At 67.2% G+C, this 26147-nt stretch carries 25 protein-coding genes; 16 read left to right on the top strand and 9 right to left on the bottom strand.

Annotated elements, in window-relative coordinates:
• Window positions 1-297: 297 nt before the first annotated feature.
• The 6 genes from VQ067_RS29470 (at window position 298) to VQ067_RS29445 (ending at window position 7737) form a co-directional block, all read left to right on the top strand.
• On the top strand, window positions 298-2331 hold the full coding sequence (locus tag VQ067_RS29470) for an ABC transporter permease subunit (RefSeq protein ID WP_003123734.1): 2034 nt from the start codon (window positions 298-300) through the stop codon (window positions 2329-2331).
• A gap of 19 nt (window positions 2332-2350) precedes the next feature.
• Window positions 2351-4027, top strand: a complete 1677-nt coding sequence (gene pstA / locus VQ067_RS29465; protein WP_003096667.1) for a phosphate ABC transporter permease PstA — start codon at window positions 2351-2353, stop codon at window positions 4025-4027.
• Between the two features lie 15 nt (window positions 4028-4042).
• Window positions 4043-4876: a phosphate ABC transporter ATP-binding protein PstB gene (gene pstB, locus VQ067_RS29460; RefSeq protein WP_003096663.1), complete on the top strand. Its 834-nt coding sequence runs from the start codon at window positions 4043-4045 to the stop codon at window positions 4874-4876.
• 95 nt (window positions 4877-4971) lie between these two features.
• Window positions 4972-5700: a phosphate signaling complex protein PhoU gene (gene phoU, locus VQ067_RS29455; RefSeq protein ID WP_003142030.1), complete on the top strand. Its 729-nt coding sequence runs from the start codon at window positions 4972-4974 to the stop codon at window positions 5698-5700.
• Window positions 5701-5818: 118 nt separating this feature from the next.
• Window positions 5819-6721, top strand: coding sequence for a response regulator (locus tag VQ067_RS29450; protein ID WP_003096657.1), 903 nt, complete (start codon window positions 5819-5821; stop codon window positions 6719-6721).
• Window positions 6722-6837: 116 nt separating this feature from the next.
• Window positions 6838-7737 carry a peptidoglycan DD-metalloendopeptidase family protein gene (locus VQ067_RS29445; RefSeq protein ID WP_003096656.1) on the top strand — a complete coding sequence of 300 codons (900 nt, stop codon included), beginning with the start codon at window positions 6838-6840 and terminating at the stop codon, window positions 7735-7737.
• A gap of 34 nt (window positions 7738-7771) precedes the next feature.
• Here the strand turns inward: VQ067_RS29445 and VQ067_RS29440 are convergent, their stop codons facing one another.
• The 3 genes from VQ067_RS29440 to phoB form a co-directional block, all read right to left on the bottom strand.
• The gene (locus VQ067_RS29440) at window positions 7772-9112 is read right to left on the bottom strand and encodes a hemolysin family protein (RefSeq protein ID WP_003096655.1); all 1341 of its coding nucleotides are present in this window, start codon (window positions 9110-9112) and stop codon (window positions 7772-7774) included.
• A 102-nt stretch (window positions 9113-9214) separates the two neighbouring features.
• Window positions 9215-10546 carry a phosphate regulon sensor histidine kinase PhoR gene (phoR, locus tag VQ067_RS29435; RefSeq protein WP_003136283.1) on the bottom strand — a complete coding sequence of 444 codons (1332 nt, stop codon included), beginning with the start codon at window positions 10544-10546 and terminating at the stop codon, window positions 9215-9217.
• 72 nt (window positions 10547-10618) lie between these two features.
• The gene (phoB, locus tag VQ067_RS29430; RefSeq protein ID WP_003096653.1) at window positions 10619-11308 is read right to left on the bottom strand and encodes a phosphate regulon transcriptional regulator PhoB; all 690 of its coding nucleotides are present in this window, start codon (window positions 11306-11308) and stop codon (window positions 10619-10621) included.
• Window positions 11309-11484: 176 nt separating this feature from the next.
• On the opposite strand from phoB, the gene VQ067_RS29425 reads away from it, so the two are divergent.
• On the top strand, window positions 11485-11868 hold the full coding sequence (locus VQ067_RS29425; RefSeq protein ID WP_003096652.1) for a COG4315 family predicted lipoprotein: 384 nt from the start codon (window positions 11485-11487) through the stop codon (window positions 11866-11868).
• Between the two features lie 23 nt (window positions 11869-11891).
• Here the strand turns inward: VQ067_RS29425 and ubiA are convergent, their stop codons facing one another.
• The 3 genes from ubiA to glcC form a co-directional block, all read right to left on the bottom strand.
• On the bottom strand, window positions 11892-12782 hold the full coding sequence (gene ubiA, locus VQ067_RS29420; protein WP_003096650.1) for a 4-hydroxybenzoate octaprenyltransferase: 891 nt from the start codon (window positions 12780-12782) through the stop codon (window positions 11892-11894).
• Between the two features lie 26 nt (window positions 12783-12808).
• A complete protein-coding gene (locus tag VQ067_RS29415; protein ID WP_015503856.1) occupies window positions 12809-13345 on the bottom strand; it encodes a chorismate lyase in 537 nt (178 codons plus the stop codon).
• A gap of 79 nt (window positions 13346-13424) precedes the next feature.
• Window positions 13425-14180: a transcriptional regulator GlcC gene (gene glcC, locus VQ067_RS29410; RefSeq protein ID WP_004352288.1), complete on the bottom strand. Its 756-nt coding sequence runs from the start codon at window positions 14178-14180 to the stop codon at window positions 13425-13427.
• Window positions 14181-14385: 205 nt separating this feature from the next.
• Between glcC and glcD the strand changes: the two genes are divergently transcribed.
• The 9 genes from glcD to VQ067_RS29365 all read left to right on the top strand — a co-directional run bounded on the left by glcD (window position 14386) and on the right by VQ067_RS29365 (window position 21466).
• Window positions 14386-15885, top strand: a complete 1500-nt coding sequence (gene glcD / locus VQ067_RS29405) for a glycolate oxidase subunit GlcD (RefSeq protein WP_003136273.1) — start codon at window positions 14386-14388, stop codon at window positions 15883-15885.
• Window positions 15885-16964 (top strand): glycolate oxidase subunit GlcE, encoded by a 1080-nt coding sequence (gene glcE / locus VQ067_RS29400; protein ID WP_003117170.1) that lies wholly within the window; start codon window positions 15885-15887, stop codon window positions 16962-16964. Before glcD ends, glcE begins: the two co-directional genes overlap by 1 nt.
• Window positions 16965-16973: 9 nt before the next feature.
• Window positions 16974-18200 (top strand): glycolate oxidase subunit GlcF, encoded by a 1227-nt coding sequence (gene glcF, locus VQ067_RS29395; RefSeq protein ID WP_033991778.1) that lies wholly within the window; start codon window positions 16974-16976, stop codon window positions 18198-18200.
• 4 nt (window positions 18201-18204) lie between these two features.
• Window positions 18205-18606: a heme-binding protein gene (locus VQ067_RS29390; RefSeq protein WP_003096637.1), complete on the top strand. Its 402-nt coding sequence runs from the start codon at window positions 18205-18207 to the stop codon at window positions 18604-18606.
• Window positions 18607-18739: 133 nt separating this feature from the next.
• Window positions 18740-18907, top strand: coding sequence for a rubredoxin (locus VQ067_RS29385; RefSeq protein WP_003098330.1), 168 nt, complete (start codon window positions 18740-18742; stop codon window positions 18905-18907).
• A 183-nt stretch (window positions 18908-19090) separates the two neighbouring features.
• Window positions 19091-19258 (top strand): rubredoxin, encoded by a 168-nt coding sequence (locus tag VQ067_RS29380; protein ID WP_003098329.1) that lies wholly within the window; start codon window positions 19091-19093, stop codon window positions 19256-19258.
• Window positions 19259-19309: 51 nt separating this feature from the next.
• The gene (alkT, locus tag VQ067_RS29375) at window positions 19310-20464 is read left to right on the top strand and encodes a rubredoxin-NAD(+) reductase AlkT (protein ID WP_033990132.1); all 1155 of its coding nucleotides are present in this window, start codon (window positions 19310-19312) and stop codon (window positions 20462-20464) included.
• A gap of 201 nt (window positions 20465-20665) precedes the next feature.
• Window positions 20666-20938, top strand: coding sequence for an HU family DNA-binding protein (locus VQ067_RS29370; RefSeq protein ID WP_003096630.1), 273 nt, complete (start codon window positions 20666-20668; stop codon window positions 20936-20938).
• Window positions 20939-21073: 135 nt separating this feature from the next.
• On the top strand, window positions 21074-21466 hold the full coding sequence (locus VQ067_RS29365) for a hypothetical protein (RefSeq protein WP_003096629.1): 393 nt from the start codon (window positions 21074-21076) through the stop codon (window positions 21464-21466).
• 71 nt (window positions 21467-21537) lie between these two features.
• On the opposite strand, the gene VQ067_RS29360 is transcribed toward VQ067_RS29365, so the two are convergent.
• The 3 genes from VQ067_RS29360 to oxyR form a co-directional block, all read right to left on the bottom strand.
• Window positions 21538-22947 carry an aminoacyl-tRNA deacylase and HDOD domain-containing protein gene (locus VQ067_RS29360; protein ID WP_003136268.1) on the bottom strand — a complete coding sequence of 470 codons (1410 nt, stop codon included), beginning with the start codon at window positions 22945-22947 and terminating at the stop codon, window positions 21538-21540.
• Between the two features lie 89 nt (window positions 22948-23036).
• A complete protein-coding gene (recG, locus tag VQ067_RS29355) occupies window positions 23037-25112 on the bottom strand; it encodes an ATP-dependent DNA helicase RecG (protein ID WP_033991777.1) in 2076 nt (691 codons plus the stop codon).
• Complete coding sequence (gene oxyR / locus VQ067_RS29350; RefSeq protein WP_003096622.1) at window positions 25109-26041, bottom strand: oxidative stress transcriptional regulator OxyR; 933 nt, start codon at window positions 26039-26041, stop codon at window positions 25109-25111. Before oxyR ends, recG begins: the two co-directional genes overlap by 4 nt.
• Between the last annotated feature and the right edge of the window lie 106 nt (window positions 26042-26147).

The raw sequence follows: 26147 nt of genomic DNA, 5'->3' as shown, positions 1-26147 counted from the left end.
TTGCTGTCATCTGTCTGTCATACAGAGCCTTTAGGGTGTCACCCCATGAACGACATGGCCAACTCCCCGATGAACTCCTCCCTTGCTCCCGAGCGGATTGACTTCAATACGCCAGCCCTGCAACGCAAGCGCCGCATCCGTGCCCTCAAGGACCGCCTGACCCGCTGGTACGTGCTGGTCGGCGGCCTGGCCGTGCTGGCGGCGATCACCCTGATCTTCTTCTACCTGGCCTACGTCGTGCTCCCGCTGTTCCGCGGCGCCGACCTGGAGACCCGCGAAGCGCTGACTCCGGCCTGGATGCAGCAGGCGCAGGTGCCCCTGCTGCTCAGCATCGAGGAGCAGAACCAGGTGGCCATGCGCGTCGGCGGCCAGGGCGAGATCCTCTTCTTCAACGCCAAGACCGGCGTCGAACTGAAGCGTGTCGCTCTGCCGCTTCCGGCGGGCAGCGAGATCCGCTCGATCGCCCAGGACCAGCCGGGCAGCCCGACGGTCGCCCTGGGCCTGTCCAACGGACAGGTGCTGGTGTTCCAGCACACCTACAAGGTCACCTACCCGGACAACAAGAAGACCATCACCCCGGAGATCGCCTTCCCCTACGGCGAGACCCCGATCGGTCTCGATCCGCAGGGCCGCCCGCTGGAGCATGTGAGCATCAATGCCGGCGACGACAGCCTGCTGCTGGCTGGCTCCGTCGACAAGCAACTGCTGCTGTTGAGCATGACTCGCGAAGAGAACATGCTGACCGGCGAAAGCACGCTGGACGAGGAGCGCATCGAACTCCCGCAGATCGCCGAACCGGTGAAAGCCATCTACCTCGACCCGCGCAAGCAGTGGCTGTACGTGATCAACGGACGTGCCACCGCCGATGTGTTCGACCTGCACAGCCGCCAGTTGAACGGTCGCTACAAGCTGCTGGAAGACCCCAACGCCGAGGTCACCGCGAGCACCCAGCTGCTGGGCGGCATCTCGTTGCTGGTGGGCGATTCCAAGGGTGGCATCGCCCAGTGGTTCATGGCTCGCGATACCGACGGCGAACCGCGCCTGTCGCACGTTCGCGACTTCAACCTGGATGGCGCGCCGATCAGCGCCATCGCTCCGGAACAACGGCGCAAGGGCTTCATTGCCCTGGACGAGAAGGGCAACCTCGGCGTCTTCCACAGCACGGCGCACCGTACCCTGCTGGTCCAGCCGGTCGCCGACTCTTCCGGGGTCATCACCCTGTCGCCGCGGGCCAACCGACTGCTGCTGGAGCAGGGTGGCAAGATCCACCGCTTCGCCCTGAGCAACCCGCACCCGGAAATCTCCTGGAGCGCGCTCTGGGGCAAGGTCTGGTACGAGAGCTACGACAAGCCGGCCTACGTCTGGCAGTCCACCGCCGCGACCACCGACTTCGAACCGAAGCTGAGCCTCTCGCCGCTGACCTTCGGCACGCTCAAGGCCGCCTTCTACGCGATGATCCTGGCAGCTCCGCTGGCCATCGCGGCCGCCGTCTACACCGCCTATTTCATGGCTCCGGCGATGCGCCGCAAGGTCAAGCCGGTGATCGAGCTGATGGAGGCGCTGCCGACGGTGATCCTCGGCTTCTTCGCCGGCCTGTTCCTGGCGCCCTACGTCGAAGGCCACCTGCCAGGGGTGTTCAGCCTGCTGTTGCTGACGCCGCTGGGCATCCTTCTCGCCGGCCTGCTCTGGAGCCGCCTGCCCGAGCGTATCCGCCTGAGCCTGCCGGCCGGCTGGGAAGCCGCGCTGCTGATCCCGGTGGTGCTCGCCGTCGGCGCCTTCGCCCTGTGGCTGAGCCCGCACCTGGAGACCACCTTCTTCGGCGGCGACATGCGCCTCTGGTTGAGCCACGACCTGGGCATCACCTACGACCAGCGCAATGCCCTGATCGTCGGGCTGGCAATGGGCTTCGCGGTGATCCCGAATATCTTCTCGATCGCCGAAGACGCCATCTTCAGCGTGCCGCGCAGCCTTACCTACGGCTCCCTGGCCCTGGGCGCCACGCCCTGGCAGACGCTGACCCGCGTGGTGATCCTGACCGCCAGCCCAGGCATCTTCTCGGCGCTGATGATCGGCATGGGCCGCGCCGTCGGCGAGACCATGATCGTGCTGATGGCGACCGGCAATACCCCGGTGATGGAACTGAACATCTTCGAAGGCATGCGCACCCTGGCAGCCAACGTTGCGGTGGAGATGCCCGAGTCGGAGGTCGGCGGCAGCCACTACCGCGTGCTGTTCCTCTCGGCGCTGGTACTGCTGACGTTCACCTTCGTGATGAACACCCTGGCAGAGCTGATCCGTCAGCGTCTGCGCAAGAAATACGCGTCGTTGTAAGCGGCGGAGGTATAGCTCTGTGAAACAGAAACAGGAAACCGTCAAAGCCTGGTTCGGCAGCGGCTCGCCCTGGGTGTGGATGAACGCCGGCGCGGTGTCGATCGCGGTGATCATGACCATCGGCCTGCTGGCGGTGATCGCGGTACGCGGCCTCGGCCACTTCTGGCCGGCGAACGTCATCGAGGCGACTTACCAGATCCCTGGCGAAGCCGCCAAGACCGTGATCGGCGAGGTGGTCCAGGCCGAGGAAGTGCCGCGCGCGCGCCTGCGCAGCGCCGGCATGCCGGTCCCGGAGGCCGGCCCCGAATTCATGACCCGCGAGCTGCTCAAGCTGGGCAACCGCGAGCTTTACGGCAGCGATTTCTCCTGGGTCGTCGGCGAGTGGCTGCAGGACATCAAGCGTCCCGAAGCGCTGATGGTTCTCGAACGCCGCGAGTGGGGCAACTTCTACGGCTACCTGCTGAGCGTCAAGGAGAACGGCCAGGTGGTCGCCGAAGGCGACGCCGCGGTAGGCGAACTGCAGAAGCGCATGCAGCGGGTGGATGACCTCTACGCCAAGCTCTACAAGCTGGAGAAGGGCGACATCGGCGGGATCAACCACGGTCTCGAGCGCCTGCGCCTGAAAGAGCGCAAGTTGCAGTTGGACGGCAAGCTGGACGCCGCCGCCCAGGCCGACCTGGCCGCCGAGCGCAGCGAGTTGCAGGCGCGCTACAAGGTCCTGGAAGAGCAGCTCAACGGCCTGCACCAGGAGTTCAACCGCGACAGCGTGGTAATGCGCGACGCCAGCGGCCGCGAGAGCGAAATCACCCTTGGCAAGCTGGTGCATGCCTACCAGCCCAACGCCATGGGCCTGGGCACCAAGATGACGGTGTACTTCAAGAAGCTCTGGGAGTTCCTCAGCGACGATCCGCGCGAGGCCAATACCGAGGGCGGTATCTTCCCGGCGATCTTCGGCACCGTGATGATGACCCTGGTGATGGCGCTGATCGTCACCCCGTTCGGCGTGATCGCTGCGGTCTACCTGCGCGAGTACGCCAAGCAGGGGCCGCTGACCCGGGTGATCCGCATCGCCGTGAACAACCTCGCCGGCGTACCGGCGATCGTCTACGGCGTGTTCGGCCTGGGTTTCTTCGTCTACGTGCTGGGCGGTTCCATCGACCGGCTGTTCTTCCCCGAGGCCCTGCCGGCGCCGACCTTCGGTACCCCCGGACTGTTCTGGGCCTCGCTGACCCTGGCGATCCTCGCCGTGCCGGTGGTGATCGTCGCCACCGAGGAAGGCCTGGCGCGGATTCCGCGCGCGGTCCGCGAAGGCTCCCTGGCGCTCGGCGCGACCAAGGCGGAAACGCTGTGGAAGATCGTCCTGCCGATGGCCAGCCCGGCGATGATGACCGGCCTGATCCTCGCCGTGGCTCGTGCCGCCGGCGAAGTGGCGCCGCTGATGCTGGTCGGCGTGGTGAAACTGGCACCGTCGCTGCCGGTCGACGGTAACTATCCGTACGTGCATCTCGACCAGAAGATCATGCACCTCGGTTTCCATATCTACGACGTCGGTTTCCAGAGCCCCAACGTCGAGGCCGCACGGCCGCTGGTATACGCTACGGCGTTGCTGCTGGTCGTGGTGATCGCCCTGCTGAACTTCTCCGCCATCGCGATCCGCAATCGCCTGCGCGAGAAGTACAAGGCCCTGGAAAACTGATTGAGGGAGCTTCCCATGCAAAACGAGACCGCCAGCCACGGCATCAACTTCGATGCGCTCGGCCGCGACCGCCAGAGCCTCGACCTGGCTTCCGAAAGTGTCGAACTGGAAGTGCCCGGGCTGAACCTGTTCTACGGCGCCAAGCAGGCCCTGTTCGACGTCCGGATGAACATTCCGAAGCAGCGCGTGACCGCCTTCATCGGCCCGTCCGGCTGCGGCAAGTCGACCCTGCTGCGCTGCTTCAACCGGATGAACGATCTGGTGGATGGCTGCCGCGTCGAAGGCGAGATCCGCCTCGATGGTCACAACATCTTCGCCAAGGGCGTCGACGTCGCCGAGCTGCGCCGTCGCGTCGGCATGGTGTTCCAGAAGCCCAACCCGTTCCCCAAGAGCATCTACGAGAACGTGGTCTACGGCCTGCGTATCCAGGGCATCAACAAGAAGCGCGTACTTGACGAGGCCGTCGAGTGGGCGCTGAAGGGGGCTGCGCTGTGGGAGGAGGTGAAGGATCGCCTGCACGAGTCCGCCCTCGGCCTGTCCGGTGGCCAGCAGCAACGCCTGGTGATCGCCCGGACCATCGCGGTGGAACCGGAAGTGCTGCTGCTCGACGAGCCGTGCTCGGCGCTGGACCCGATCTCCACGCTGAAGATCGAAGAGCTGATCTACGAGTTGAAGTCGAAGTTCACCATCGTCATCGTTACCCACAACATGCAGCAGGCCGCGCGGGTTTCCGACTATACGGCGTTCATGTACATGGGCAAGCTGATCGAGTTCGGCGACACCGATACGCTGTTCACCAACCCGGCGAAGAAGCAGACCGAAGACTACATCACCGGCCGCTACGGCTAGCGGCGCGCCCGGAGGCGCGGCGATACCGCTGCCTCCGGCGCTCTCCGTAGCTCGTTGATGTCACCGGTCGCAGCGGCTCCAGAAGGATTCCCCACATGATCAACAAAGACAGTCTCACCCATCACATCTCCCAGCAGTTCAACGCCGAGCTGGAGGATGTGCGCAGCCACCTCCTGGCCATGGGCGGGCTGGTGGAAAAGCAGGTCAACGACGCGGTCAATGCGCTGATCGACGCCGACTCCGGCCTCGCCCAGCAGGTCCGCGAGATCGACGACCAGATCAACCAGATGGAGCGCAACATCGACGAGGAGTGCGTGCGTATCCTCGCCCGGCGTCAGCCGGCGGCCTCCGACCTGCGCCTGATCATCAGCATCTCGAAGTCGGTGATCGACCTCGAGCGGATCGGCGACGAGGCCTCCAAGGTCGCCCGCCGCGCCATCCAGCTGTGCGAGGAAGGCGAGTCACCGCGCGGCTACGTCGAGGTTCGGCACATCGGCAGCCAAGTGCAGAGGATGGTGCAGGAGGCACTGGACGCCTTTGCCCGCTTCGATGCCGACCTGGCGCTGTCCGTGGCACAGTACGACAAGACCGTCGATCGCGAATACAAGACCGCCCTCCGCGAGCTGGTCACCTACATGATGGAAGACCCGCGGGCGATATCCCGCGTGCTCAACATCATCTGGGCCCTGCGCTCGCTGGAGCGCATCGGCGACCATGCGCGCAACATCGCCGAGCTGGTGATCTACCTGGTTCGCGGCACCGACGTTCGTCACATCGGCCTGACCCGCATGAAGGAAGAGGTCGAGAACAACCGCGGCGAGTGATCTTCCGCAGGCAAGGCTCCCTTGACCTGGAGCCTTGTTTCTTCGCGCGACTGCAGCAAGGCTTGGCATCCTGCCAGCAGGGGAGGCTATCCTAGGCGAACCTGTCCAGGAGAAGTCGATGAGCAAAGTCAGCGCGCTAGTGGTGGATGACGCCCCCTTCATCCGAGATCTGATGAAGAAAGGGTTGCGCGACAACTTCCCCGGCCTTCATATCGAGGAGGCCGTGAACGGCCGCAAGGCCCAGCAACTGCTCAGTCGGCAGAACGTCGACCTGATCCTCTGCGACTGGGAGATGCCGGAGATGTCCGGCCTCGAACTGCTGACCTGGTGCCGTGCCCAGGAAAACCTCAAGACTACCCCGTTCATCATGGTCACCAGTCGCGGCGACAAGGAGAACGTGGTCCAGGCGATCCAGGCCGGGGTGTCGGACTACATCGGCAAGCCATTCTCCAATGACCAGCTGGTGGCCAAGATCAAGAAGGCCCTGAGCCGCAGCGGCAAGCTGGAAGCCCTGGCGGCCCACGCGCCGCGCCGGGAGATCGCCAGCGGCATGGCCAACGATTCGCTGGCCGCTCTGACCGGCGGTCGCGCCGAGGTGATCAAGCCCGCCGCCAGTCCGGCAAAACCGGCCCCCGCGCCGAAGCCGGCTTCGGCTCCCCAGGCCAGCGCGCGTCCCGCCGGCAGCGGCAACCCGCTGGGCCAGGCGCAATTGCGCCTGCCGCAGAGCAGCATGCCCTGCGTGATCAAGGCGGTCAGCCTGAAGGAAGCGCAACTGGTGGTGAAGCGCGCCGACCCGCTGCCGCAGGTGCTGGAAAGCGCGGTGCTGGACCTCGAGGAAAACAGCGACGTGGCGCGCCTGAACGGCTACCTGCACGCCATCGCCGCGCTGGAGCCGAAGCCGGATAGCGATTGGCTGCTGCTGACCCTGCGTTTCGTCGACCGCGACCCGCAGAAGCTCGACTACCTGTCGCGCCTGATCGCCCGCGGAAGTACCCAGAAGCACTACGTTCCCGGCGCCTGAGCGGGTTTTTTCCCGACGATCCGTTCACAGCCCGCTCGCTGTCGTCTCGCCCTGGCAATAAAGCGCTGCTAGTCTTGCCGATTCGGGATAACCAGAACGACACGATCCGTGCAGTCATGCTAGGGCGCCTTCTCCTTCTCTGTGGCCTGTTCGCCGCGGCAGCTCCGGCTGCGGCCCTGACCATCTACAAGTACACCGACGCCAATGGCGTGGTGACCTACTCCGACCGCGCCGTGGCCGGGGCGCAGGTGTTCGTCTTCCGCGACCGGATGGTCGAGCACCTGGAACGGGAAGTGAAGCTGGAGACGAAGAAGCACGCGGGTGGCGAGACCCTGCAGGTGCGCAACGACCTCTACGCGCCGGTCGAGGTCGAGTTGCGGATCCGCAACCCGCGCAATGCCGTCGGGGTGCCCGACGGGCCGATTCGCTGGGTGGTCCCGGCGCGCAGCCAGGTGCGCCTGGCGACCCTGGCGCCGCGCAAGGCCGGCAAGCCGATGAGCTACACGCCGAAGCTGCGCTATGCGCTCGGCGACCCGCGCCAGCAGCCGCTGCTCTATCGCTATCCGCTGCCCTGGCGCGGCGGGCCGTTCCGCCTGTCCCAGGGCGCCAATGGCAAGTACAGCCACTTCACCCCCAAGGGCCGCTACGCGATGGACATCGCCATGCCCGAGGGCACGCCGATCATCGCCGCCCGCGGCGGCACCGTGGTGAAGATCGAGAACAACCAGAGTGGGCGCGGCAACAATCCCTCGGGCAACTTCGTCCGCATCCTGCACGACGACGGCACCATGGGCGTCTACCTGCACCTGATGCGCCATTCGGTGCTGGTCGCCGAGGGCCAGCGGGTCCAGGTCGGCACGCCGCTGGCGCGCTCCGGCAACACCGGCAACAGCAGCGGGCCGCACCTGCACTTCGTGATCCAGCGCAACGTCGGCCTGGCGCTGGAGTCGATTCCCTACGACTTCGCCCAGCCGGTCGACAGCCTGCCGAACTTCGCCATCGTCCGCGAGCCTTGAAAAGTCGCCGGCGCCGTGGCGGCGCCGGCTCGTCTCAGTCGAGCTTGACCACCTTGGCCAGGACGATCTTCGGACCGCGCATCTTCTTCACGATGATCCGCAGGCCCTCGGTGTCGAGGACTTCCTCTTCCTCCGGCACCCGCTTCAGGGTGTCGTAGACCAGCCCGGCGAGAGTGTCCGCCTCGACATGATCGAGGTCGATTCCGAGCAGGCGCTCGAGCTTGAACAGCGGTGTGTCGCCGCGCACCAGCAGCTTGCCCGGCTGGTAGGCGAGGATGCCGCGCTCGGTCTTGCGGTGTTCGTCCTGGATGTCGCCGACCAGCACTTCCAGCACGTCCTCCATGGTCAGGAAGCCGACCACCTTGTGATCGGCCTCTTCCACCACGGCGAAGTGCGCGCCGCCCTTGCGGAACTGCTCCAGCAGGCGCGACAGCGGGGTGTGCTTGGTGACGATCTCCAGCGGGCGCACCAGTTCGTCGAGGTCGAAGGTCTCCGGCAGGCTGTCCAGGGCGGACAGTGCCAGCAGCAGGTCCTTGATGTGCAGCAGGCCGATGAACTCGCCCTTGTGGCTGTCCCAGACCGGGTAGCGGCTGTACTTGTGGCGACGGATCACCGCGAGGATGTCCGCCAGCGGCGCGTCGTGCTCGAGGTAGACCAGGTCTTCGCGGGAGTTGGCCCAGTCGACCACCTCCAGCTCGCCCAGCTCCACCGCCGAGGCCAGCACGCGCATGCCCTGGTCGCTGGGGTCCTGGGCGCGGCTGGAGTGGAGAATCAGCTTCAGTTCGTCGCGGCTGTAGTGATGCTCGTGGTGCGGGCCGGGCTCGCCCTGGCCGGCGATCTTGAGGATGGCGTTGGCGCTGGCGTTGAGCAGCCAGATCGCCGGGTACATCAGCCAGTAGAAGAGGTACAGCGGCACCGCCGTCCACAGCGACAGCAGTTCCGGCTTGCGGATCGCCCAGGACTTGGGCGCCAGCTCGCCGACCACGATGTGCAGGTAGGAAATGATGAAGAACGCGGTGAAGAAGGAGATACCGCGGATCAGTTCGTCGGAGTGCACGCCGATCATCGCCAGCAGCGGTTCCAGGAGTTCGGCGAAGGCCGGCTCACCGACCCAGCCCAGGCCCAGGGAGGCCAGGGTGATGCCCAGCTGGCAGGCGGACAGGTAGGCGTCCAGCTGGTTGTGTACCTTGCGCAGGATGGCGCCGCGCCAGCCGTGCTGCTTGGCGATGGTTTCCACGCGGGTGGCGCGGAGCTTGACCATGGCGAACTCGGCGGCGACGAAGAAGCCGTTGAGCAGGACGAGGAAAAGCGCAAAGAGGATCAGGCCGGCATCGGCGAAATAGGTGGCGATGCTGGTACTAGGAGAAGGGTCCATGGGGGTGTGCGGTAGCCAAAAGGCCCTTAAGAATGAGGGGCTGTGTCGTCGCTTGCAAGCCTTGGCCGTGCCGACGCCGGCGGCGCGGCACCGCGACGAGGCTCACTTCGACGCCTTGCGCTCGGCCTCGGCGACCTGTGCCGGGGCGAAATGGCAGGTGAAGGTGCTGCCCTTGCCGGGCACGCTGCTGATTTCCAGGCGCGCGCGGTGGCGGATCAGCACGTGCTTGACGATGGCCAGGCCGAGGCCGGTGCCGCCGGTGTTGGAGGCGCGGCTGGAGTCCACCCGGTAGAAGCGCTCGGTCAGGCGCGGCAGGTGCTTGGGATCGACGCCGATACCGGTGTCCTGCACCGACAGGTGCGCGCCCTGTTCGTCGGCCCACCAGCGGATGCGGATCTCGCCCTCGTCGGGGGTGTACTTCACCGCGTTGAATACCAGGTTGGAGAAGGCGCTGCGCAGTTCCGCCTCGCTGCCCTTGAGCTGCACCGCGGGTGTGGCGTCCAGGCTGATGCGGTGGTTGCGCCCGGCGGACAGGGCCTGGGCGTCGTTGCGGATGCTGGCGAGGAGAGCGTCCACCGCCACCGGCTTGTTGTCGCCGGGGTATTCGGTGGCCTCCAGCTTGGCCAGCAGGAGCAGGTCGTTGAGCAGGTTCTGCATGCGTCCGGCCTGCTGCTGCATCTGTTGCAGGGCGCGCAGCCAGCGCGGGTTCACATCCTCGACGTTGTCGAGGAGGGTCTCCAGGTAGCCGGCGATCACCGTCAGCGGCGTGCGCAGCTCGTGGGAGACGTTGGCCACGAAGTCCTTGCGCATCTGCTCCAGCTGGTGGACGCGGGTGACGTCGCGGACCAGCATCAGGTGCTCGCGGTTGCCGTAGAGGGTGATGTGGAACTGCAGGCGCAGGCGCTCGTTGATCGGCGAGGGGATTTCCAGCGGCTCGCGGTAATCCTCCTGGTCGAAGTATTCCTTGAAGCGCGGATGGCGGATCAGGTTGCTCACCGGCTGGCCACCGTCCTGCGGGGTCTTCAGGCCGAGCAGGTTTTCCGCGGCGAGGTTCCACCATTCCAGGTTGCCGTCGCTGTCGAGCATGATCACCGCGTCACGCAGCGCCGCGGTGGACTCCTGGATCCGGTCGATCACCGCCTGCAGGCGGCCACGGGCGCGCTGGTTGCGGCGTTGCAGGTGGTAGATATTGTCGAAGACTTCGCCCCAGAGGCCGTAGCTGTCCGGCGGTGGCTCGTCTGGCTGGTGGTTGCGCAGCCACTGGTGCAGGCGCAGTAGCTGCCAGAGGGTCCAGCCGAGGTAGAGAGCCAGGCCGAGGGCCAGGGCCCAGCCGTAATGGCCGCTGACCACGCCGAGCACGAGGCTGGCGGCCAGCACGAGAAGCAGGTGGCGGATCAGCGCTCCACGCCAGTCTTGGTTCACGACGGATTGCATCCTGTCCAGTGGCGGTCCGTCACGGACCGTCCAGGGGAAACGACTCCGGCCGCCGGGCGGCCGGGCGCGGGGTCAGCTCTTGGTGGAGAAACGATAGCCGGTCCCGCGGACAGTCTGAACCAGATTTTCGTAGACCTCGCCGAGCGCCTTGCGCAGGCGGCGGATATGCACGTCGACGGTGCGCTCCTCGACATAGACGTTGCCGCCCCAGACCTGGTCGAGCAGTTGGCCGCGGGTATAGGCGCGTTCCTGGTGAGTCATGAAGAACTGCAGCAGGCGGTACTCGGTGGGGCCCATCTCGGCCGGCTTGCCGTCGATGGTCACGCGGTGGCTGATCGGGTCCAGCAGCAGGCCGCCGACCTCGATCGGCGCCTCGCTGTCGCCAGGCCCGGTGCGGCGCAGCACGGCCTTCAGGCGGGCGACCAGCTCGCGGGGCGAGAACGGCTTGGTGATGTAGTCGTCGGCACCGACCTCCAGGCCCTGGATCTTGTTGTCCTCCTCGCCCTTGGCGGTGAGCATGATGATCGGGATGTCGACGGTCAGTTCGTCACGCTTCAGGCGTCGCGCCAGTTCGATGCCGGAAGTGCCGGGGAGCATCCAGTCGAGCAGGATCAGGTCCGGCTTGCGGTCGACGATCACCGCGTGCGCCTGCTGGGTATTTTCCGCCTCCAGGCACTCGTAGCCGGCCATCTCCAGGGCCACGGCGATCATCTCGCGAATCGGTGCTTCGTCATCAACGATGAGGATTGTCTTGCCAACCATGGTCTTGCCTCGGGTCGATCTGTCTTGCGCCGCATTAGATAACGAAATTGTGTCAGGTATGTGACACAACGGCGTAGTTTCCGCCGACTGCCCGCGGCGGGGCTATGCTCAACAGGTTCCGGTGCCGTCCCTGCGGGCGGCGAACGCTCCACCTGAAGACACAGGAGAGAGACGCGATGAACAGAATCCACCTGGCGCTGGGTCTGGCGCTGGCCCTGCCGGCGTTCGCCGCGCTGGCCCAGGAAACGGTGGCGCCGGCCACCGAAAAGGACGGCGTGCTGGTCGATGGCAAGGGCATGACGCTCTATACCTACGACAAGGACAGCGAAGGGCAATCCGCCTGTTCCGGGCAGTGCGCGAAGAACTGGCCGCCGCTGGCAGCGGCCCAGGGAGCGCAGGCCAGCGGCGACTGGAGCCTGGTCGCTCGCGAGGACGGCACCCAGCAGTGGGCCTACTACGGCAAGCCCCTTTATACCTTCATCCAGGACAAGAAGCCTGGCGACAAGAACGGTGACGGCAAGATGGGCGCCTGGCACGTCGCCCAGCCGGACATGGACTAGACGGTCGCCGGCCTGCGCGCCGCTCAACGCAGCGCGTAGTCGGCGACCGTGCCGAGGAAGATCGCCAGGCCAGCCCAGTGGTTGTGCAGGAAGGCGCGGAAGCAGGCCTGCGGGTCGCGGTCGCGGGTCGACCAGGCTTCCCAGACGAAGCAGGCCGCCGCCACCGCCAGGCCGAGGTAGAAGCACAGGCCCAGTTCGAAGCGGTTGCCGGCCAGCGCCAGCAGGAGCAGGGTCAGGCCCTGCAGGCTGCCGATGATCAGGCGGTCGGCATCGCCGAAGAGGATTGCGGTGGACTTGATGCCGATCTTCAGGTCGTCCTCGCGGTCGGTCATCGCGTAGTAGGAGTCGTAGGCGACCGTCCACAGCACGTTGGCCAGGAACAGCAGCCAGGCGCTGGCCGGCAGTTCACCGCGCTCGGCGGTGAAGGCCATCAGGATGCCCCAGGAATAGGCGGCGCCCAGCACCACCTGCGGATAGTAGGTGTAGCGCTTCATGAAGGGGTAGAGCGAGGCCACGGCTACCGCGCCGAACGATAGCCAGACGGTCGTTGCGTTGGTCAGCAGGACCAGGCCGAAGCTCAGCGCGACCAGGACGGCGAAGGTGATCCAGGCCTCGCGCACGCTGATCTTGCCGGTGGCCAGCGGGCGCGCCTTGGTGCGTGCGACATGGCCGTCGAAATTGCGGTCGGCGAAATCGTTGATCACGCAGCCGGCGGCGCGCATCAGGATGACGCCGAGGACGAAGATCAGCAGGTTCTTCAGCTCCGGCACGCCGTCCGCGGCGATCCACAGCGACCAGAGGGTCGGCCAGAGCAGCAGGTAGATGCCAATCGGCCGGTCCAGCCGCACCAGTTGGACGAAGTCCCAGGCGCGGGGGTGCAGGCGGGCCAGCGGCTTGATCAGGGTGACGAACATGGGGACCTCCGGAGTCGACCGGGGGATTATACGTCGGCGATTCCCGCCTGGTCCCACAGGCGCGGTAGGAACACCTCCGCCACCAGCACCCCGAGCGCGCCGCGGGAAAACCGTGAGCGACGGCCCCAGAGACCCTCGGCGCGGACCTCGGCGGGCAGACCGGCCGCCGGATAGCGGCAGACTTCGATGGGCCCGCGCTCGAAGGCGCTGTCGCTGAACAGCAACTCGCCCAGCGAGCGGGTGCCGAGCAGCGCCAGGTCGAAGCCCGAGCCTTCCAGGGCGCTGCGCGCCGCCACGCTGCGGGCGAACACCCAGGGACGGTCGTGGCCATGCAGGTAGACCTCGCGGACCCAGCCGCTACTGCCGGGAGGGACGTCGAGCCCCTGGCATTCGTCGTCGCGCAGGGTCTGCCAGCCTTCCAGCAGGGGTTCGACGCGGAACGCGCCGTCGGCGAGGGCGGTCAGGCGCCGGGTCAGCGACCCTTCGTCGAACAGCCAGTCGAGGACGGTGGGGGAGACGCTGGACAGTTGGTCGGCGCGAAGCCAGAGCGCATTGCTGGGCATGACGGGACTACGAGACGGCGGCAGAAGGCGGCGAGGGTAGCACGTTCGGTCGGCGGCCGGTCTGCGACGCGGTGGCGCGTCACCCCCAGCCGTTCAGGCGCAGGGTGGCGCGGACCAGGCGCTGTTCTTCCTGCTCGATCTCCCGCAGGTTGTCGCGGATGCTGTGGATATGTTCACGCGCCGCCCGTTGCGCCTGGTCCGGCTGGCGCTCGCGGAGGGCCGCGTAGAGGCGCGCGTGCTGGCGGTCGATCTGGCGTTTCTGCGGCGGCCGGTGATAGAGGTTGTTCACCGAGGCGAACACCGTGCTCAGCAGCAGTTCGTTGAGCGATTGCAGGGTATGCACCAGCACCGGATTGTGCGATGCCTCGCTGATCGCCCGGTGGAACGCGTGGTCGCGGCGGGCGTGCTCGCGGGGATCGATCGGCTGGGCTTCCTCGTGGCTGGCGAGCATCTCTTCGTAGCGTCGGGCGAGCAGGACGAAGTCTGCCTCGGTGCCGCGTAGCGCTGCCAGGCGGGCCGCCTCGCCCTCCAGCAGGGCGCGGACTTCGAGCAGGTCGTAGAGGGTGCGCGGCTGGGAGCCGAACAGGTGCATCAGCGGGCTGGCGTCGGCGTTGCGGTCGAGATCGGCGACGAACGACCCACGGCCATGCTCGGTATCGATGATGCCGCGCCCGCGCAGCGCCCGCAGGCCCTCGCGCAGGGCCGAGCGCGAGCAGCCGAGCTTGGCCACCAGGCGCCGCTCGGACGGCAGTGCCTGGCCGACCTTGAGCACGCCGTCGACGATCAGCCGCTCGATACGCTCGGCGACCTGGTCGGCCACCCGCTGTTTCTGCATGGAAGCTCCCGTTGCACTGGTAGGACCAGTTGGCTGTCGTTATTCACTATAGAAGCTCACGGGCTTTCTAGCATGCGCCTCATGTTCATGGGGCCTGGCGATACTGGTAGGACCAGTTCGACGCCTGCTGGACCCCGGCCGTCCGCGCGGTACAGGCTGTGGACGCTTGCTGATCCCGCCGATAACCACAACAAGGACAGCCGCCATGAACATCCTCTACGACGAGCGTCTGGACGGTCCGCTGCCGCAGGTGGACAAGGATGGCCTGCTGGCCGAGTTGCGCCTCCGCCTGCCCGACCTCGAACTACTGCACGCCGCGGAAGACCTGCGTCCCTACGAGTGCGACGGACTCTCGGCGTATCGCTGCACGCCGTTGCTGGTGGCATTGCCGGAACGCATCGAACAGGTTCAGGGCCTGCTCGCGCTCTGCCATCGGCTGAAGGTGCCGGTCGTGGCGCGCGGTGCCGGCACCGGCCTGTCCGGCGGCGCGCTGCCGCTGGAGAACGGCGTGCTGCTGGTGATGGCGCGTTTCCGGCGGATCCTCGAGATCGATCCGCTGGGTCGTTTCGCCCGGGTCCAGCCTGGCGTGCGCAACCTGGCGATCTCCCAGGCCGCTGCCCCTCATGGTCTGTACTACGCACCGGACCCGTCCTCGCAGATCGCCTGCTCCATCGGCGGCAACGTCGCGGAGAACGCCGGCGGCGTGCATTGCCTGAAGTACGGCCTGACCGTGCACAACCTGTTGCAGGTGGACATCGTGACCCTGGAAGGCGAGCGCCTGAGCCTGGGGTCCAGCGCCCTGGACAGCGCCGGCTTCGACCTGCTGGCGCTGTTCACCGGCTCCGAAGGGCTGCTCGGCGTGGTGGTGGAGGTCACCGTCAGGCTGTTGCCGCGCCCGCCGGTGGCGAAGGTCCTGCTGGCCAGCTTCGACGATGTGGAAAGCGCCGGGCGGGCGGTGGCCGACCTGATCGGCGCCGGCATCGTCCCGGCCGGGCTGGAAATGATGGACAACCTGTCGATCCGCGCCGCCGAGGATTTCATCCACGCCGGCTATCCGGTCGACGCGGCGGCGATCCTGCTCTGCGAACTGGATGGCGTGGAAGCCGACGTGCACGAGGATTGCGAGCGGGTCCGCGAGCTGTTCGAGGCGGCCGGCGCCACCTCGGTGCGACAGGCCCAAGACGAGGCCGAGCGCCAGCGCTTCTGGGCCGGGCGCAAGAATGCGTTTCCGGCGGTCGGGCGGATTTCCCCCGATTACTACTGCATGGACGGCAGCATCCCGCGCCGCGAGCTGCCGCGGGTGCTGCATGGCATCGCCGAGCTTTCGCGCGAATATGGCCTGCGGGTGGCCAACGTATTCCACGCCGGCGACGGCAACATGCACCCGCTGATCCTCTTCGACGCCAACCTGCCGGGCGAGCTGGAGCGCGCCGAAGCGCTGGGCGGCAGGATCCTCGAGTTGTGCGTGGCGGTAGGCGGCAGCATCACCGGCGAACATGGCGTCGGCCGCGAGAAGATCAACCAGATGTGCGCTCAGTTCAATGCCGACGAGCTGACCCTGTTCCACGCCGTGAAGGCGGCGTTCGACCCGGCCGGGCTGCTCAATCCCGGCAAGAACGTGCCCACCCTGCATCGCTGCGCCGAGTTCGGCGCCATGCACGTCCACCACGGTCGACTGCCGTTCCCCGAACTGGAGCGTTTCTGATGAGCCAGCCGTATTTCGATCCGGACGCTGGCGCCGACCATGCCGGCGCGCTGCTCGAGCGGGTCCGCGACGCCCTGGCGCGGCGCGCCCCGCTGCGCATCGTCGGCGGCGATAGCAAGGCGTTCCTCGGCAGGCCGGTCGCGGGCGAACCGCTGGCGCTCGCCGAACACCGCGGGATCGTCGCCTACGATCCCTGCGAACTGGTGATCACCGCCCGTGCCGGTACGCCGCTGGACGAGCTACAGGCCGTGCTGGCGCGCGGCGGGCAGATGCTTGCCTGCGAGGCGCCGGGTTTCGGCGGCCGGGCGACGGTCGGCGGGGTGCTCGCCAGCGGCCTGTCCGGACCGCGCCGGCCCTGGGCGGGAGCGGTACGCGATTTCGTCCTCGGCACGCGGCTGATCAGTGGCCTGGGCACCCACCTGCGCTTCGGCGGCGAGGTGATGAAGAACGTCGCCGGCTACGACCTGTCGCGGTTGCTGGCGGGCAGCTTCGGTTGCCTCGGGGTGGTCACCGAAGTGTCCTTCAAGGTGCTGCCCATGCCGCGCTGCCAGGCCGGCCTGAGCCTGGACCTGCCGGTGGCGACGGCGTTGCGCAAGCTGGCCGAGTGGGGAGGCCAGCCATTGCCGATCAGTGCGGCCTGCCACGACGGCGAAGCCCTGCGCCTGCGCCTGGAGGGCGGCGAGGGCTCGGTACGCTCGGCGCGCGACCGCCTCGGTGGCGAAGCGCTCGAGGACGGCTTCTGGGCCGACCTGCGCGAGCAGCGCCTGCCGTTCTTCGACGACCCGCGACCGCTCTGGCGCCTGTCGCTGCCGGCGCTGGCGCCGGAGACGCCGTTGCCCGGTCGTCAGTTGCTGGACTGGGGCGGGGCGCTGCGCTGGCTGAAGAGCGACGCGCCGGCCGCGGACATCCGCGCGTGGACCGCCGCCCATGGCGGCCACGCCACCTGCTACCGCGCCGGCCATCTCGATGCGCCGTTCCAGCCGCTACCGCCTGGACTGCTCGGCCTGCACCGGGCACTCAAACGCCAGCTCGACCCGCAGGGCATCTTCAATCCCGGGCGGATGTACGCCGAACTCTGAGGAGGCGCGATGCAAACCAACCTCTGCGATTCCGCCCGGCAACGCGCCGAGGCCGCCGAAGCCGAGCGCATCCTGCGCAGCTGCGTGCACTGCGGTTTCTGCAACGCCACCTGCCCGACCTACCAGGAGCTGGGCGACGAACTCGACGGCCCGCGCGGACGGATCTACCTGATCAAGCAGTTCCTCGAGCGCGACGAGGCCAGCGAGCGCACCCGCCTGCACCTCGATCGCTGCCTGAGCTGCCGCAACTGCGAAACCACCTGCCCGTCCGGAGTCGAGTACCACAAGCTGCTGGATATCGGCCGCGACCTCCTCGCCGAACGCCTGCCGCGCGGCTTCCGGCAACGCCTGCTGCGCGACGGGCTGCGCCTGCTGGCCCCGCGCCCGGGGTTGTTCGGCGTGCTGGCCGGCGCTGCCGGGTGGCTGAGGCCTCTGCTGCCTGAGGCGATGCAGGGCAAGCTGCCACGTCGGGTCGCGGCGCCGGGCAGGCGGCCGCAGCCCCGGCATGCGCGGCGCGTGCTGCTGCTCGAAGGTTGCGTGCAGCCGGCGCTGTCGCCGAATACCAACGCCGCCGCCGCGCGGGTTCTGGACCGCCTGGGAATCAGCGTGACGCCGGCGGCCGCGGCCGGCTGCTGCGGCGCGCTGGATTTCCACCTGGATGCGCAGGAGCGCGGCCGCCAGCGCGCGCGGCGCAATATCGACGCCTGGTGGCCGTTGTTGCGCGAGGGTGCCGAGGCCATCGTGCAGACCGCCAGCGGCTGCGGCGCCTTCGTCAAGGACTACGCCTACCTGCTGCGCGACGACCCACGGTACGCGGACAAGGCGCGCGAGGTCGCCGCCGCTGCCCGCGACCTGGTGGAAGTGCTTCGCGACGAGCCGCTGGAATCCCTCGGCCTGCGCTGCGACCAGCGCCTGGCATTCCACTGCCCATGCACACTGCAGCACGTGCAACGACTGGGCGGGGCCGTGGAGGCGGTGCTGCGGCGACTGGGCTTCCATCTCACCGAGGTGGCCGACGGTCATCTCTGCTGCGGCTCCGCCGGCACCTACTCGCTGACCCAGCCGGCGCTGTCCCGGCGTCTGCGCGACAACCGCCTGGACGCCCTGGAAAGCGGCGCGCCGGATGTCATCGCCACGGCCAACGTCGGTTGCCAGGCCCATCTCGACGGGGCCGGACGGACCCCGGTACGCCACTGGATCGAGCTGCTCGACCAGGCCTTGCCCGGAGGAGAGTGAAACCATGCACAGCAAGCCGGTACTCGGCCGCGAGGAGGTCGCCCGCGTCCTTGGCGCGGCCCGCGAGGAGGCACAGCGCCAAGGCTGGGCGGTGAGCATCGCGGTGGTCGACGACGGCGGCCACCCGCTGGCGCTGGAGCGCCTCGACGGCTGCGCGCCGATCGGTGCCTACATCGCGACGGAAAAGGCCCGCAGCGCCGCCCTCGGGCGCCGGGAAACGAAGCGCTACGAGGACATGATCAACGGCGGACGCAGTGCCTTCCTCTCGGTGCCGCTGCTGCAGGCCACCCTGGAGGGCGGCGTGCCGATCCTGGTGGACGGACAGGTGGTCGGCGCGGTCGGGGTTTCCGGCGTACGCGCCGAAGAGGACGCCCAGGTGGCGCGGATCGGAGCCGAGGGGCTGTGAGGCGACCGGTGGGCACCACCCATCTTTGGTTGGCCCGTTCGGCACCACCTTGCCTTTCGGGCAGGTTGGCGGACAGGGTGGATTTGTTATAGGTTGCCGGCGCTGAACCGTGGTAACCCGCCCGAGGTAAACAATGAAGAAGTGGCAATGCGTGGTGTGTGGACTGATCTATGACGAGGCCAAAGGCTGGCCGGAAGAAGGCATCGAGGCGGGAACGCGCTGGGAAGACGTGCCTGAAGACTGGCTGTGCCCCGACTGCGGCGTCGGCAAGCTGGACTTCGAGATGATCGAAATCGGCTGAGCCCCGCTCGCCGGCGAAGAAGGCGGCCCTGGCCGCCTTTTTTCATGCCTGGCCAGCGGCCGTCCAGGGGTTATCCTTGGGGCTTGGGTCCGGTCATTGACTGTCCTGCCGGGAACGCCCGGCAGCCTTGCCGTTGGCCGGCCACCGACGCTGAGCTAGGTTCGACGAACGAGGAGGGTGGCTATGCGCAAGTGGCAATGCGTGGTCTGCGGCTTCATCTACGACGAAGCCCTGGGCCTGCCCGAAGAAGGCATTCCGGCGGGAACCCGTTGGGAGGACATCCCGGCGGACTGGGTCTGCCCGGACTGCGGTGTCGGCAAGATCGATTTCGAGATGATCGAGATCGCCTGAGCGAAATCCACAGAAGCGGCGCCCGGCGCCGGCAATCACAGAGGAACGGAAATGAGCGAGCGTGCGCCCCTGGTAATCATCGGAACCGGCCTGGCGGGCTACAACCTGGCCCGCGAGTGGCGGAAGCTGGACGGCGAGACGCCGCTGCTGATGATCACCGCCGACGACGGCCGTTCCTATTCCAAGCCGATGCTCTCCACCGGCTTCTCGAAGAACAAGGACGCCGACGGCCTGGCCATGGCCGAACCGGGCGCCATGGCCGAGCAACTGAACGCGCGCATCCTGACCCATACCCGGGTCACCGGTATCGATCCGGGCCATCAGCGGATCTGGATCGGCGAGGAAGAGGTGCGTTATCGCGACCTGGTCCTGGCCTGGGGCGCGGAGCCGATCCGGGTGCCGGTCGAGGGCGATGCCCAGGACGCGCTCTACCCGATCAACGACCTGGAAGACTACGCGCGCTTCCGCCAGGCGGCTGTCGGCAAGCGCCGGGTACTGCTGCTCGGTGCGGGGCTGATCGGTTGCGAATTCGCCAACGACCTCTCCAGCGGCGGCTACCAGCTCGACGTGGTGGCGCCTTGCGAGCAGGTCATGCCGGGCCTGCTCCACCCGGCCGCGGCAAAGGCCGTGCAGGCCGGCCTGGAAGGCCTTGGCGTGCGCTTCCACCTGGGGCCGGTGCTGGCCAGCCTGAAGAAGGCCGGCGAGGGGCTGGAAGCGCATCTTTCGGATGGCGAGGTGATTCCCTGCGACCTGGTGGTCTCCGCCGTCGGCCTGCGTCCGCGCACCGAACTGGCCTTCGCCGCCGGGCTGGCGGTCAACCGCGGGATCGTCGTCGACCGCTCGCTGCGCACCTCCCACGCCAACATCTACGCGCTGGGCGACTGCGCCGAAGTGGACGGCCTCAACCTGCTCTATGTGATGCCGCTGATGGCTTGCGCACGCGCGCTGGCGCAGACCCTCGCCGGCAACCCCAGCCAGGTGGCCTACGGTCCCATGCCGGTGACGGTGAAGACCCCGGCCTGCCCGCTGGTGGTGTCGCCGCCGCCGCGCGGAATGGATGGCCAATGGCTAGTGGAAGGCTCTGGAACGGACCTCAAGGTCCTGTGCCGGGATACCGCTGGTCGAGTGATCGGTTATGCCCTGACCGGAGCGGCGGTGAACGAAAAATTGGCCCTGAACAAAGAGTTACCCGGCCTCATGGCTTGAATGCCATTGGTTCCGGCCGTTATGCCGTCGAGACTTGCGGCAAAATTGTCGGACGATACTGGCGCAGTCCTCGGGAGCATGCCATCCTCCATCGCGTCTACCGCAGTCTAGAGCCTATGGTTCCGGTGGACTGCGGTGCCTTTGAGCGCTGCTGGGAAGACAGCACGGACACAAAAACAACAAACCGTCAAAGAGGCAACTATGCGTAAACCAGAACTAGCCGCCGCTATCGCCGAAAAGGCCGATCTCACCAAGGAACAGGCCAATCGCGTTCTCAACGCCCTGTTGGATGAAATCACCGGCGCGCTGAACCGCAAGGACAGCGTGACCCTGGTCGGTTTCGGCACCTTCCTGCAACGCCATCGCGGAGCCCGCACGGGGAAGAACCCGCAGACCGGCCAGCCGGTGAAGATCAAGGCCAGCAACACCGTCGCCTTCAAGCCGGGCAAGGCCCTGCGCGACGCGGTCAACTGACCGCCGAGAGCCCGGAGTCAGAGCGGCTCCGGGCTTCGTCGAAGACGCTTCCGCGCTCATCGAAAGGACAGCTGTAGTCCTCCTCGCGAACAGCTACAATGCGCCGCTCATCTCCCCGGATATCGAGGCGCGTGCATGAAATTTCGTCTTCTCCTGTGGATGCTTGGTCGCCTGATGGCCAAGGCCAGCCGCGACAATCCCGCTTTCCAGAAGCAGCTCGAGGGCAAGGACCTGGTGTTCCAGTTGCATACCCTCGACGGCAAGGTGGCGCGCCACTACCTGGTCAGGGACCTGCGCGTCAGCAGCAAGCGCGGTACCCATCCGCAACCGGCATTTTCCCTGGGGTTCAAGGACGGAGCCTACGGTTTCGCCGCGATGACTTCGAAGAACCCGCAGTTGGCCTTCATGCAGGGCATCCAGAACAAGGACATCCAGATACAGGGCAATCCGGCGCTGGTGATCTGGTTCCAGGGTCTGGTGAAGTACCTCAAGCCGAAGAAGAAGGCTCCGGAGAAGAAAGCCGCCTGAGGGCGGCTTTCGATCTCATCCGGGCTGCGGCCGCAGCCTTTCGGTAGTGCGTTTCGCGGCGGACTACCCGGTCACCCCGGCAAGCGATTGAACTGGGCCGCCAGTTCGCGCAGGGCCGCTTCCGCTTCCAACACCTTTTTCACGGCGTCCCCGGCCTTCTCCGGGGTGATCCCCAGGCGCTCGTACAATGCCGCCGGAATCGCTTGCTGCGGGCCATCGCCGATGCCGCTGTTGCGCAGCAACCGGTTGGTCAGGCAGATCAGGTTGGCGTAGACCGCGTTCGGCCCGGTGTAGCTGGGGTCCTGCTGGAAGCGCAGGGCGCAATAGAGGTCGTCAGGCATGTCCCAGACGCGCATCAGCCAGGCGCCGATCTGCTCGCGGGTGATCCCCAGCAGGTGCTGTTCGATGTAGGCATGGCCGAGGTGCGGGTTTACCTCCAGGTGCCGGCAGATCAGCGAGAAATGCGGCGGGAAGACATGCGCCAGGACCAGGTAACCGAAATTGTGCAGCAGGCCGCCCAGGTAGCTCAGGCCGGACTCCGGGCGCAGTTCGCGTGGCATGGCGCGGGTCAGGCCCTCGATCACCGCGGCGGTGTAGATCGCCTGCTGCCAGTAGGGCGTGGCCTGCTGCGGCTGGTCCTTGGGCAGGCTCAGGCTCTTGCCCAGGGCGAGGCCGAGGGCCAGGTTGATCACCAGGTCGAAACCGAGGACGCGGACGATCGCGTCTTCCACCGAGCGGATCTTGCCCGGCGCGGCGTAGTAGGGCGAGGCCGCCCAACTGACCACCTGGGCGGCGAGCGCCGGATCGGTTTCCACCAGGCCGGTGATGTCGTCGACGCTGGCGTTGGGGTCGACCCGCAGCTTGATGATCTTCTGCGCCGTCTGCGGCAGCGGTGGAATCTCGATGGTCTGCTCCAGGCGCTGCTGGATGCGCCGGGCGGTGAAGGCCTGCACGGCCTGGCTGATTTCCGCGCGGTCGTCGTCCGGGCGGTCAAGGTTCAGGTTGATGTTTTCCAGCGGTTCGCCGAAGCGCGCGGCGCTGGCCTTGCCCAGCAGGCCGCGGAAGTCGTTGCTGGCGATCTCCAGGAGGATGCCGGGCTGGCCGGACTCGATCAGCAGGCGCGGTTCCTGCAACAGGCGCTCGTCGTACAGGCAGGGCGAACTGGTCAGGGGCGGCAACGCCGGCAGGCGGTGCAACTCGTGCTTGCCGAGCATTCGTTCCAGGCGCTCGGGCTCGATCGCCAGCAGCTTGCGGCCGGTCAGTTCGGTGAGCCGGGCGAGGTCCAGCAACTGGCTCTGCGGGAACAGCACCAGCAGGGTGCCGACGGCGTCGTCCAGCAGCACCGCCTGGACCCGGCGGGCGGCAGGCAGCTCCGCGCTGTCGCTGACCTCGCGGCAGGCGATGCCTAGCTTGGCGAGCAGCTGGAGGATGACCTGGGGGGCGTGAGGAGCATCGGCGGAGGCCAGGGCGGCTTCTGTCATGACGAGACCATGCGAGCTGGATTTTCCCTCAGTATAACCAGAGCTGCTTCAAGACTGAGACCTACGCCGGTCAGCGAGAGCGAAATAGATCACACTTGACCGTATTGCTGGCCGTGGCGCAACCACCGTTCGAGCAGCGGGCTGACATGCTGCGGCCAGTGCACCAGGAGGGATTGGGCGGCATCGCGGACCGCCGGCAGCAGGTCTGCGTCGCGCATCAGGTCGGCGACCTTGAATTGCAGCAGGCCGGTCTGGCGGGTGCCGAGCATTTCGCCGGGGCCGCGCAATTCCAGGTCCTTCTCGGCGATGACGAAGCCGTCGCTGGTTTCGCGCATGATGCCCAGCCGCTCGCGGCCGATCTGCGACAGCGGTGGGTGGTAGAGCAGCACGCAGTGGCTGGCGGCGCTGCCCCGGCCAACCCGGCCGCGTAGCTGGTGCAGTTGGGCCAGGCCAAGGCGCTCGGGGTTCTCGATGATCATCAGGCTGGCGTTGGGCACGTCGACGCCGACCTCGATCACCGTGGTCGCCACCAGCAGTTGCAACATGCCTTCCTTGAAGGCCTCCATTACCACGGCCTTGTCCGCCGGCTTCATGCGCCCGTGGATCAGGCCGACACGCAGTTCGCCCAGCGCCGAGGAAAGCTCTTCGTAGGTGGTCTCGGCGGCCTGGCAGGTAAGCTCCTCGGACTCTTCGATCAGGGTACACACCCAGTAGGCCTGGCGCCCTTCGCGGCAAGCCGCGCGGACTCGCTCGATCACCTCGATACGGCGGCTGTCGGCCACCAGCACGGTATTCACCGGGGTACGCCCGGGCGGCAGCTCGTCGAGGATCGAGGTGTCGAGGTCGGCATAGGCGCTCATCGCCAGGGTCCGCGGGATCGGCGTGGCGGTCATGATCAACTGGTGCGGGCAGAGCCTGCCGTCCACGCCCTTCTGGCGCAGGGCCAGGCGCTGCTGCACGCCGAAGCGGTGCTGTTCGTCGATGATCGCCAGTGCAAGGCGCTTGAATTTCACTTCATCCTGGAACAGCGCGTGGGTGCCGACCACCATCGGCGCGCCGTCGCCGATGCGTTCCAGTGCCGCCGCGCGGGCCTTGCCCTTGAGCTTGCCGGCCAGCCAGGCGACTTCGATGTCCAGCGGCTGGAGCCACTTGCTGAAGTTGAGGAAATGCTGCTCGGCGAGGATCTCGGTCGGCGCCATCAGCGCCACCTGGTAGCCGGCCTCTATGGCTTGCAGGGCGGCGAGGGCGGCGACCACGGTCTTGCCGGCGCCGACGTCGCCTTGCACCAGGCGCAGCATCGGTTCGTCCTGGGCCAGGTCGTAGGCGATCTCCGCGCCGACCCGGCGTTGCGCGCCGGTTGGCTGGAAGCCGAGGTTGGCAAGGAAGCGTTTCGGCAAGCGGCTGGCCGCCGGCAAGCGCGGCGCTGCCTGCGAACGCACGGCTTCGCGCAGGCGCTGCAGGGATAACTGGTGGGTCAGCAGTTCTTCGAAGGCCAGGCGCAACTGCGCCCAGTGCCGGCCTTCGGCCAGTTCCTCGATGTCGGCATCCGGCGGCGGCCGGTGCAGGTAGCGGATCGCCTGGTCGAGCGGGCCAAGTTGGTAATCGCGGGCCAGTTCCGCCGGTAGCCAGTCGGGCAGGCTGCTGGGACCGAGCATGGCCAGGGCCTGTTGGCTCAACTGGCGCAGGCGCTGCTGGGTGAGTCCTTCGGTAGTCGGGTAGATCGGCGTCAGGGTCTGCTCCACCGGAATCGGCTCGTCGCCGTTCAGCGCGCGATATTCCGGATGGTAGATCTCCAGGCCCGAGGCGCCCGGCCGGACTTCGCCGTAGCAGCGCAGGTGGGTGCCGCGCTTGAGACCGTCCTTCTGCGCCTGGCTGAAATGGTAGAAGCGCAGGCTCAGGGTGCCGCTGCCGTCCTGCAGGCGCACCAGCAGGCTGCGGCGGCGCCCCATCACCACGTCGGCGCCGGCCACCACGCCCTCGACCACCGCGTCGGCCCCTGGCCGCAGGGCGCCGATGGCGGTGACGCGGGTACGGTCCTGGTAGCGCAGGGGCAGGTGGAACAGGATGTCCTGCAGGGTTTCCAGGCCTACCCGAGCGAGCTTCTCCGCCAGCGCGGCGCCTACGCCCTTTAGCGCGGTGACCGGGACCCTGGACAGCTCGGTCATGCGATTTGCGGTTGTTCCTGGGTTTGCGGGCGGGCTACCGAGCACAGGCGGATCGAGTCGGCCAGCACTTCGATGGCGCGTGGACGCGGGAAGCTGGCGCGCCAGGCGATGGCAACGGTACGGAACGGCACCGGCGCGCTGAACGGGCGCACTTCGATGACGCCCGGGGCGTAGTGGTGGCTGTCCACCGCGGAGAACGGCAGCACCGAGACGCCCAGTCCGGAGGCGACCATGTGGCGGATGGTCTCCAGCGACGAGGACTCCACCGTGGTGTGCTTGTTCTCGTCGCCCTTGCGCACGGTCGGGCAGGCTTCCAGCACCTGGTCGCGGAAGCAGTGGCCTTCGCCGAGCAGGAGCAGGCTCTTGTCGTTGAGCAGCTCGGAATCGATGCTGGCCTTGGCGGTCCAGGGGTGGTCGGCCGGCATCAGCACATAGAAAGGCTCGTCGAACAGCGGCTTGGTCAGGACGTCGGCTTCCTGGAACGGCAGGGCGATGATGATCGCGTCGAGTTCGCCGGTGCGCAGCTTGTCGCGGAGGATATGGGTGAAGTTCTCCTCGATGTACAGCGGCATCTGCGGCGCGACCCGGTGCAGCTGGGGAATCAGGTGCGGGAACAGGTACGGTCCGATGGTGTAGATGGCGCCGACCTTCAGCGGCGCGGCCAGCTGGTTCTTGCCGGCCTGGGCCAGCTCGCGGATGCCCTGGGCCTGTTCGAGGACCTTCTGCGCCTGGGCGACGATGCCTTCGCCCACTGGCGTCAGGCGCACGGCGCTCTTGCTGCGCTCGAAGATCAGCACCCCCAGCTCGTCCTCGAGCTTCTTCACGCCGACCGAGAGGGTCGGTTGGCTGACGTGGCAACGCTCGGCGGCGCGGCCGAAGTGTTGTTCCTGGGCGAGGGTGACGATGTAGCGCAGTTCGGTGAGGGTCATGGCTGCTCATCCGTTAAGATCGGCCAAGCATAGCGGCTGCACCGCCGCGAACCAACCTCCGGGGGCATGATCGGGCGTGCATTGCAGACGATTCGACGCCTACACT

The organism is Pseudomonas sp. KBN12P06040, from assembly GCF_037574965.1.
In the GTDB taxonomy this organism is placed as follows: domain Bacteria; phylum Pseudomonadota; class Gammaproteobacteria; order Pseudomonadales; family Pseudomonadaceae; genus Pseudomonas; species Pseudomonas aeruginosa.
Note: the sequence above shows the minus strand (reverse complement) of the source record. Positions and strands in the feature narration are given on the sequence as shown.

Bases quoted from the DNA above. Each gene is read 5' to 3' on its own strand.
- VQ067_RS29470 (WP_003123734.1), top strand. From the start codon at position 298: ATGCAGCAGGCGCAGGTGCCCCTGCTGCTCAGCATCGAGGAGCAGAAC.
- pstB (WP_003096663.1), top strand. From the start codon at position 4,043: ATGCAAAACGAGACCGCCAGCCACGGCATCAACTTCGATGCGCTCGGC.
- phoU (WP_003142030.1), top strand. From the start codon at position 4,972: ATGATCAACAAAGACAGTCTCACCCATCACATCTCCCAGCAGTTCAAC.
- VQ067_RS29450 (WP_003096657.1), top strand. From the start codon at position 5,819: ATGAGCAAAGTCAGCGCGCTAGTGGTGGATGACGCCCCCTTCATCCGA.
- VQ067_RS29445 (WP_003096656.1), top strand. From the start codon at position 6,838: ATGCTAGGGCGCCTTCTCCTTCTCTGTGGCCTGTTCGCCGCGGCAGCT.
- VQ067_RS29440 (WP_003096655.1), bottom strand. From the start codon at position 9,112: ATGGACCCTTCTCCTAGTACCAGCATCGCCACCTATTTCGCCGATGCC.
- phoR (WP_003136283.1), bottom strand. From the start codon at position 10,546: ATGCAATCCGTCGTGAACCAAGACTGGCGTGGAGCGCTGATCCGCCAC.
- phoB (WP_003096653.1), bottom strand. From the start codon at position 11,308: ATGGTTGGCAAGACAATCCTCATCGTTGATGACGAAGCACCGATTCGC.
- VQ067_RS29425 (WP_003096652.1), top strand. From the start codon at position 11,485: ATGAACAGAATCCACCTGGCGCTGGGTCTGGCGCTGGCCCTGCCGGCG.
- ubiA (WP_003096650.1), bottom strand. From the start codon at position 12,782: ATGTTCGTCACCCTGATCAAGCCGCTGGCCCGCCTGCACCCCCGCGCC.
- VQ067_RS29415 (WP_015503856.1), bottom strand. From the start codon at position 13,345: ATGCCCAGCAATGCGCTCTGGCTTCGCGCCGACCAACTGTCCAGCGTC.
- glcC (WP_004352288.1), bottom strand. From the start codon at position 14,180: ATGCAGAAACAGCGGGTGGCCGACCAGGTCGCCGAGCGTATCGAGCGG.
- glcD (WP_003136273.1), top strand. From the start codon at position 14,386: ATGAACATCCTCTACGACGAGCGTCTGGACGGTCCGCTGCCGCAGGTG.
- glcE (WP_003117170.1), top strand. From the start codon at position 15,885: ATGAGCCAGCCGTATTTCGATCCGGACGCTGGCGCCGACCATGCCGGC.
- glcF (WP_033991778.1), top strand. From the start codon at position 16,974: ATGCAAACCAACCTCTGCGATTCCGCCCGGCAACGCGCCGAGGCCGCC.
- VQ067_RS29390 (WP_003096637.1), top strand. From the start codon at position 18,205: ATGCACAGCAAGCCGGTACTCGGCCGCGAGGAGGTCGCCCGCGTCCTT.
- VQ067_RS29385 (WP_003098330.1), top strand. From the start codon at position 18,740: ATGAAGAAGTGGCAATGCGTGGTGTGTGGACTGATCTATGACGAGGCC.
- VQ067_RS29380 (WP_003098329.1), top strand. From the start codon at position 19,091: ATGCGCAAGTGGCAATGCGTGGTCTGCGGCTTCATCTACGACGAAGCC.
- alkT (WP_033990132.1), top strand. From the start codon at position 19,310: ATGAGCGAGCGTGCGCCCCTGGTAATCATCGGAACCGGCCTGGCGGGC.
- VQ067_RS29370 (WP_003096630.1), top strand. From the start codon at position 20,666: ATGCGTAAACCAGAACTAGCCGCCGCTATCGCCGAAAAGGCCGATCTC.
- VQ067_RS29365 (WP_003096629.1), top strand. From the start codon at position 21,074: ATGAAATTTCGTCTTCTCCTGTGGATGCTTGGTCGCCTGATGGCCAAG.
- VQ067_RS29360 (WP_003136268.1), bottom strand. From the start codon at position 22,947: ATGACAGAAGCCGCCCTGGCCTCCGCCGATGCTCCTCACGCCCCCCAG.
- recG (WP_033991777.1), bottom strand. From the start codon at position 25,112: ATGACCGAGCTGTCCAGGGTCCCGGTCACCGCGCTAAAGGGCGTAGGC.
- oxyR (WP_003096622.1), bottom strand. From the start codon at position 26,041: ATGACCCTCACCGAACTGCGCTACATCGTCACCCTCGCCCAGGAACAA.